Origin of the sequence: Neisseria sp. N95_16 (genome assembly GCF_002551535.2) — a bacterium.
In the GTDB taxonomy this organism is placed as follows: domain Bacteria; phylum Pseudomonadota; class Gammaproteobacteria; order Burkholderiales; family Neisseriaceae; genus Neisseria; species Neisseria brasiliensis.
Map to the genome: position 1 here is coordinate 1 of NZ_PDBT02000099.1, position 6,260 is coordinate 6,260.

A 6,260-nucleotide genomic window follows, 5' to 3' on the forward strand; every position below is an offset into this window, starting at 1 on the left:
TCTGCTGCCGCGTGAAAAGGGGGAAATGTGCCCGAGAATAGGGAATTTTAGGTAATGATTGGGGATTTTATGTTGAAAAAAAGCTTACTTAGTAACCTAGGTAAGCTTTTTTGATGGTAGGTAGGGTTTTGCAAAGGTCTCGGCCTTTCGATTTTAATCGGTTTTATAAACGCTCTTCACTCATGCGCCCATTGCTACCAAATGCAGATAAGGCTTCCAGCCCGCGAACATCGTTTGATTGCAAGGCGTAATGATGCAGGTTGACTTGGCTGAAATCGCGGCGGATTTGTTGCAAGATGTCTTGCTGCCGCTGGTAGCGTTGCTGCCAGAAATCATTGTCGGCTTGCGATTGCGGCATGATTTGGTTGACGATGATGTGGCTGCACGGCAATTTAAAATGATGCAGTTGCGCCAATGCGCGGTGGGTTTCGGCCAGTGGCAGCATTTCGGGAGTCATCACCAAAATGATGGACGTATAAGCAGGGTCGGCGAGCAACTGGCCGGCATCGGCAAACAATTGGCGGCGCTTTTCCAAGGTTTCGAGGGCTTTGTCCCAGCGTTGGTTGCGCGATTCGCTCAGTAGGGTGTTTTCCCGCTGAGTTTTCTGCCAAAACGGTAAAGCGGCATCGCGCAGTTTTTGCTGCCGCCCTTGTTGTGACAACAAAGCATCCGTCCACGCGGCCATCATTTGCGGCAATTCGAGCAGACGCAGAGTGTGGCCGGTAGGGGCGGTATCGAACACAACGTGTTCATAGCCCATGATTTTGTGATGGGTGATGTATTTGCACAAGGCTTCGAGAATCGCGGCTTCTTCCGCACCGGGCGAGCTTTTGGCGGCTTCAATATGTTGGCGCATTTTCTCAACCAGCTCGGGCTTGGTGTAGCCCGCCAACAATTCGCTGACTTGGGCATAATGCTTGTCGGCAATTTGGTGTGGGTTGAGTTCCAGCGCTGCCAAATTGTCGGTCAACGGGCGGATGGTGCCCGAGAGCGTGTATTGCAGCACATCGCCCAAGCTGTGCGCGGGATCCGTGGAAACCAGCAGCACTTTTTTGCCGCTTTCTGCCAAGCGTGTGGCCAAAGCAGCGGCATGGGTGGTTTTGCCAACCCCGCCCTTGCCGCCGACAAATAAAAGCGGCGTTGCCGCCGCTTGTTGCAATAATGTATCCATTAACAGCATCCGAATCGATCTAAAGGTGAATGCGGCATGCCCATGCGCAAGTGCCAATCGTGGAATTCTTCCAGCAGCAGGGGTTGCAGCTCGAGCGTGTAAAACGTCATCGGATTAGGAATGCCGAGGCTTTCTGCGAAAATCATCAGCATAAACAAATCCTGTTCGTCACGATACGCCCGAGTGAGCGTTTGCCGATAAGGTGCATGGTAAAACTCTTGCAACCCTTCGGCAAACGCCTGCCATTTTTCATGCCAGCCCATTACGCGCCTTTGCGTTTAGGCCATTCGCGTTTGAGCACGGAAACACACTCCAGCGACACCAAAATCGAACAAATCAGAATCACCACATCCAATACGACCAGCAGCCAGTTGGATTGATCGTAGAAGGTTTTCAGCTGCAATACCAAGGCCAAGATGCTCATAATCAGCAGGAAGACCATTGGAATCAGCGTAAACCATACTTTACGGCCGGCTTTCATCAACACCACAGTCACCACCAGCAAAGTCAAACCTGCCATCAATTGGTTAGTGGTACCGAACAACGGCCAAATCAGCATACCACCATCGCCTTTTAAACCACCCGCACCGAATGACAACAGCGCACAAGTGCCGACAGCCAATAATGTCGCTACCCAACCTTTGCGGAAGGATTGGATTTGGTAAATGTCGCCCCACTCTTGGAAAATATAGCGCTGCAAACGAACACCTGTATCCATGGTGGTACCGGCAAACAAGGCGGCCATTACGGTCAGCATGGTAGCTGACAATTCAGGCGACAGGCCGATGCCTTCGTGCATAATCGCGGCACCACCATCGATAAACGCACCAATACCGCCTGCACCAAATTTGGTGTACACCGCTTCCCAGTCACCCAAAGTGGCGAAACCGGCAGTGGCGGCCAAAATCGCAGCCAAGGCCAACATGCCTTCACCCATTGCACCGAAGTAGCCGACAAAACGCACATCCGGTTCACGGTTGATTTGTTTGGAAGTGGTACCGCTCGATACCAAACCGTGGAAGCCTGAAATCGCGCCACACGCAATGGTCACAAACAGAAGCGGCATGATTGGCGGCGTACCGGCCGGTACGTTTTCATTCACGGCAGGCGCTACGACATCCGGGCTTACCAAGAAAATCGCGGCATACATCACAAACAAGCCGACAAACAATTGCAGGCCGTTGATGTAGTCACGCGGTTGCAACAGCATCCATACCGGCAGCAACGAAGCAATCGCTGCGTAAACAAACAGGAAAATAATCCATACCGCATTGGCCGGCAAACCGAACATGGTTTCCGGCAACACAATCGGGAACATCGGGCCTAAGTAAATCAAGGTGTACAAAGCCACCACACCGATAATCGATACCCACAACAGGTTCATTTTAAAGCGGTAGATACATTGTCCGATCACAAATGCCACCACCAATGCGCCCCACACCGGCAACACAGAAGAAGGCGTTTTAATCATCATGCCTGCAATCACCACGGCAAACACGGCGTTTACCATCAGCAACAGCAGGAAAATCACAATCATAAACAGACTGCGGGTACGTGCGTTTACGGCCGAGCCGGCAATGGTGCCGATGGATTGGCCTTTATTGCGCACACTCGCCCACACCGCTGCCATATCGTGCACACCGGCCATGAAGATGGTGCCCAACACCACCCACACAAACGCCGGCAGCCAGCCCCAAAACACGGCAATCGCAGGGCCTACAATCGGCGCCGCACCGGCTACCGATGTAAAGTGGTGCCCCCACAAAACGTATTTATTGGTCGGCACATAGTCCACACCATCGTTAATTTCATGCGCTGGGGTGACGAAGTTATCATCCAGTTTGAAGATCTTTTGTGAAATAAATTTCGAATAGAGAAAATAACCGCAGGCCATTAAAGCCAAGCCTATAATCAAGAGTAAAGATGCACTCATACGTTGCTCCTTATTGATTTTGTAATTTTATGTAACCCATAGACTATATATCACAAACCTTAATAGCCTGCATACATAAATTTACCTAACGGTGGTGGTTTTAGATGTTTTTAGGCATATGTGAAACACTTTTCCTCCTCATTAAAATCATAATAATATTTCACTGCAATCATTTTCATCTAAGAGCAATAATCATGCTGATTTATTCGGTTTTCGACACTACGCCATGGATATGTTATTTCTAAACTCATAAACCATTTATATTAAACAATGGCCTTATTCACCATTCTTTTTTCAGACGGCCTAAACTAATTAAGCTTCCACAATGTAAATATGCGATTAAAATGGGCTTTGTTCTTTGACAAAATTTAACAGCTCCCCTAATATCGTCAATTATCTTTCATAAACCCCTTTTTTTATAGAGAGAAACTATTATGGAATGGGAATTTAACAGTTACTACACCCTGATTGCGGCAACCTTGGTGCTGCTCTTGGGCAAATTTTTGGTGAAGAAAATCCGCATTCTTCGTGATTTCAACATCCCAGAGCCGGTTGCCGGCGGCTTGATTGCTGCTTTGGTGCTGTTTGTTTTGCACCAAATGTACGGTGTCAGCTTCAAATTTGAAAAGCCTTTGCAAGATGCCTTCATGCTGATTTTCTTTGCATCTATCGGCTTGAGTGCAGACTTCTCACGCTTGAAAGCCGGTGGTTTGCCATTGGTGATTTTCACCGTAGTGGTTGGCTTGTACATTGTGGTACAAAACGCAGTGGGTGTTGGCTTGGCGACTGTATTGGGCTTGGATCCGCTGATTGGCTTAATGACCGGCTCGGTAACCTTGACCGGTGGCCACGGTACCGCCGGTGCATGGGGGCCGACTTTTGAGAAAGAATATGGTGTCATGGGCGCGACGACCTTGGGTATGGCCGCGGCCACATTCGGCTTGGTATTCGGCGGTTTGATTGGTGGGCCGGTAGCTCGCCGTCTGATTAACCGCCAAGGCCGCAAGCCGATTTCTGCTGAAGAAATCACAAACGAAAACACCAACGACAACAATGATGACATCTTTGAAAAAGCACACCGCCAACGCCTGATTACCGCAGACAATGCAGTGGAAACTCTGGCCATGTTCGCCGCGTGTTTGGCATTTGCTGAAATCATGGACAGCTACGACAAGCAGTATCTGATTGATTTGCCGAAATTCGTATGGTGTTTGTTCTTCGGTGTAATTCTGCGTAACGTCTTGACCGGCGCATTCAAAGTCAACATGTTCGACCGCGCGATTGATGTATTCGGTAATGCTTCGCTGTCCTTATTCTTGGCCATGGCGCTGTTGAACTTGAAGCTGTGGGAATTGACCGGCATGGCCGGCCCGGTGGCCATTATTTTGGCGGTTCAAGTGGTGGTGATGATTCTGTATGCAACTTTCGTAACTTATGTGGTGATGGGTCGTGACTATGATGCTGCTGTGTTGTCTGCCGGCCACTGTGGCTTTGGTATGGGCGCAACGCCAACTGCGGTTGCCAATATGCAATCGATTACCCAAACTTTCGGTTCATCACACAAAGCGTTCTTGATTGTACCGATGGTGGGCGCATTCTTTGTCGATATCGTCAATGTGATTATTTTGTCGGGCTTCTTAAACTTCCTCAAATAATCAGTTAATCAACGAAAAAGCACTTGTAACATCTTACTTGTTACAAGTGCTTTTGTTATTATGCCGTCTGAAACATCAAAAATGCGTATGGCTGCCTTTAGCTAATCCGGTCCATACCCGTTAAGGAGAATATTATGTATCGAAAACTGCTGGCTTTAACGCTTGCCACCGGTTTATTGGCCGCTTGCGGCGACAAGCCCAACAAGCAGGACACCACCGCTGAATTGGCCTGTACCGACCCTGCCGTAGTGCAAAATATCCGCAACAATCTTCAAGACATCATCAAACAAGAAGCGCGCGCATTTGCCCGCAACGACAGCCGCCAATTTGTCGATGCCGATAAAATCATTGCAGCAGGCTCCCTTCTCGACATCAACTTAGAAGATGCCCAAACCATACGCGAAGGCAACAAAACCCTGTGTAGTGCCGGTTTACGCATCATCATACCAACCGATATTGCTAACAGCGCCGCCGCCAACAGCCCGTTGATTTACGGCAGCACGAGCGTAGGCGAAATCATCGAACAAAAAATCATGGGCAGCCATCTCAGCTACTCAGGCAACAGCTTCACCACCACCATCCGCTACACACCAAACCAAACCGACGGCGTGAACCTGGAAGACAATGTCGTGACCGCAACTGCGCAGACCTTATCTGCCGCCCTGCTGCCCTACGGCGTCAAAAGCATTGTGATGATTGACGGCCAAGCAGTCAGCAAAGAAGAAGCCATCCGCCTGAGCGCAACCCAAACTTTCGACGAACCGCCGGAAGCCGACCCTGAAGATATTTTGGAAAATAATGCCGCCAGCCAATACGATGGCATCCCACAAGATTTAATCGGCTTGGATTCACACACCGAAATCATCAGCCCGACGATTGACACGCCTGCTCAAGGCTCATCATTCTCCATGGATGATTTAGAAACCGCACGCGCACAAAACCGCCAAGCCGAAGCCGAAATCAACAGCCTTTGGAACAGCATGGAACGTGGGGTGCAACAAGGCATTCTGGATGAGCAGCGCAGCTGGATTCAAAGTAAATCTCAAAACTGCCTGCGCGCTGCCGCACCAGCCGATAATCCGGCACAAGCCGAGTATCTGCAACTGCAATGCGACACCCGTATGACCCGCGAGCGCACCCAATACCTGCGCGGCTTTACTATTCACTAAATTCTAAAATCAACATAGGGCTTCTCTTTTCAGAAGCCCTGTCTTTAAACTATCCGACAAAATTGAAGGCCCTTACATTCGCCTAACAAGTGCAATTTCCAATAACAGAAAAGGCCAGTATGCGGTAGTATACTGCCTTTCCTGACAAGAAAGATTGCAATATGACCTACACACAACTGACCTCACACCAAAGATACTACATTTCCAGACATTACCGCAACCTACCCCTAAACCAAATCGCACAGAACATCGGTTGTCATCCCGCCACCGTCAGTCGGGAAATCAGACGGCATTCCGTCAACGGAACCTACTGTTACCGAAAAGCACAACAG

General features: G+C 49.3%; 6 protein-coding genes. 3 read left to right on the forward strand and 3 right to left on the reverse strand.

What is annotated here, in order from left to right; all coding sequences use genetic code 11:
• Window positions 1-163 precede the first annotated feature (163 nt).
• The 3 genes from CRG49_RS11845 to CRG49_RS11855 are packed head-to-tail and all read right to left on the reverse strand — an operon-like array spanning window position 164 to window position 3,104.
• Entirely contained in the window at window positions 164-1,171 is a 1,008-nt protein-coding gene (locus CRG49_RS11845; protein WP_229436926.1) for an ArsA family ATPase, read from the reverse strand.
• Window positions 1,171-1,434, reverse strand: coding sequence for a cory-CC-star protein (locus tag CRG49_RS11850; protein ID WP_095502758.1), 264 nt, complete (start codon window positions 1,432-1,434; stop codon window positions 1,171-1,173). Before CRG49_RS11850 ends, CRG49_RS11845 begins: the two co-directional genes overlap by 1 nt.
• A complete protein-coding gene (locus tag CRG49_RS11855; RefSeq protein WP_095502757.1) occupies window positions 1,434-3,104 on the reverse strand; it encodes a carbon starvation protein A in 1,671 nt (556 codons plus the stop codon). Before CRG49_RS11855 ends, CRG49_RS11850 begins: the two co-directional genes overlap by 1 nt.
• 434 nt (window positions 3,105-3,538) lie before the next feature.
• Here CRG49_RS11855 and gltS point away from each other — a divergent pair, with 434 nt between their 5' ends.
• The 3 genes from gltS to CRG49_RS14065 all read left to right on the forward strand — a co-directional run.
• Window positions 3,539-4,759: a sodium/glutamate symporter gene (gltS, locus tag CRG49_RS11860; RefSeq protein WP_095502756.1), complete on the forward strand. Its 1,221-nt coding sequence runs from the start codon at window positions 3,539-3,541 to the stop codon at window positions 4,757-4,759.
• 134 nt (window positions 4,760-4,893) lie between these two features.
• Window positions 4,894-5,928, forward strand: a complete 1,035-nt coding sequence (locus CRG49_RS11865) for a lysozyme inhibitor LprI family protein (RefSeq protein ID WP_095502755.1) — start codon at window positions 4,894-4,896, stop codon at window positions 5,926-5,928.
• Window positions 5,929-6,089: 161 nt separating this feature from the next.
• On the forward strand, window positions 6,090-6,260 hold a 171-nt coding region (locus tag CRG49_RS14065; RefSeq protein WP_157807890.1), incomplete at its 3' end, for a helix-turn-helix domain-containing protein.

Excerpts from the sequence above, each read along its gene's own strand:
- CRG49_RS11845 (WP_229436926.1), bottom strand. The coding sequence starts at position 1,171 with ATGGATACATTATTGCAACAAGCGGCGGCAACGCCGCTTTTATTTGTC.
- CRG49_RS11850 (WP_095502758.1), bottom strand. The coding sequence starts at position 1,434 with ATGGGCTGGCATGAAAAATGGCAGGCGTTTGCCGAAGGGTTGCAAGAG.
- gltS (WP_095502756.1), top strand. The coding sequence starts at position 3,539 with ATGGAATGGGAATTTAACAGTTACTACACCCTGATTGCGGCAACCTTG.
- CRG49_RS11855 (WP_095502757.1), bottom strand. The coding sequence starts at position 3,104 with ATGAGTGCATCTTTACTCTTGATTATAGGCTTGGCTTTAATGGCCTGC.
- CRG49_RS11865 (WP_095502755.1), top strand. The coding sequence starts at position 4,894 with ATGTATCGAAAACTGCTGGCTTTAACGCTTGCCACCGGTTTATTGGCC.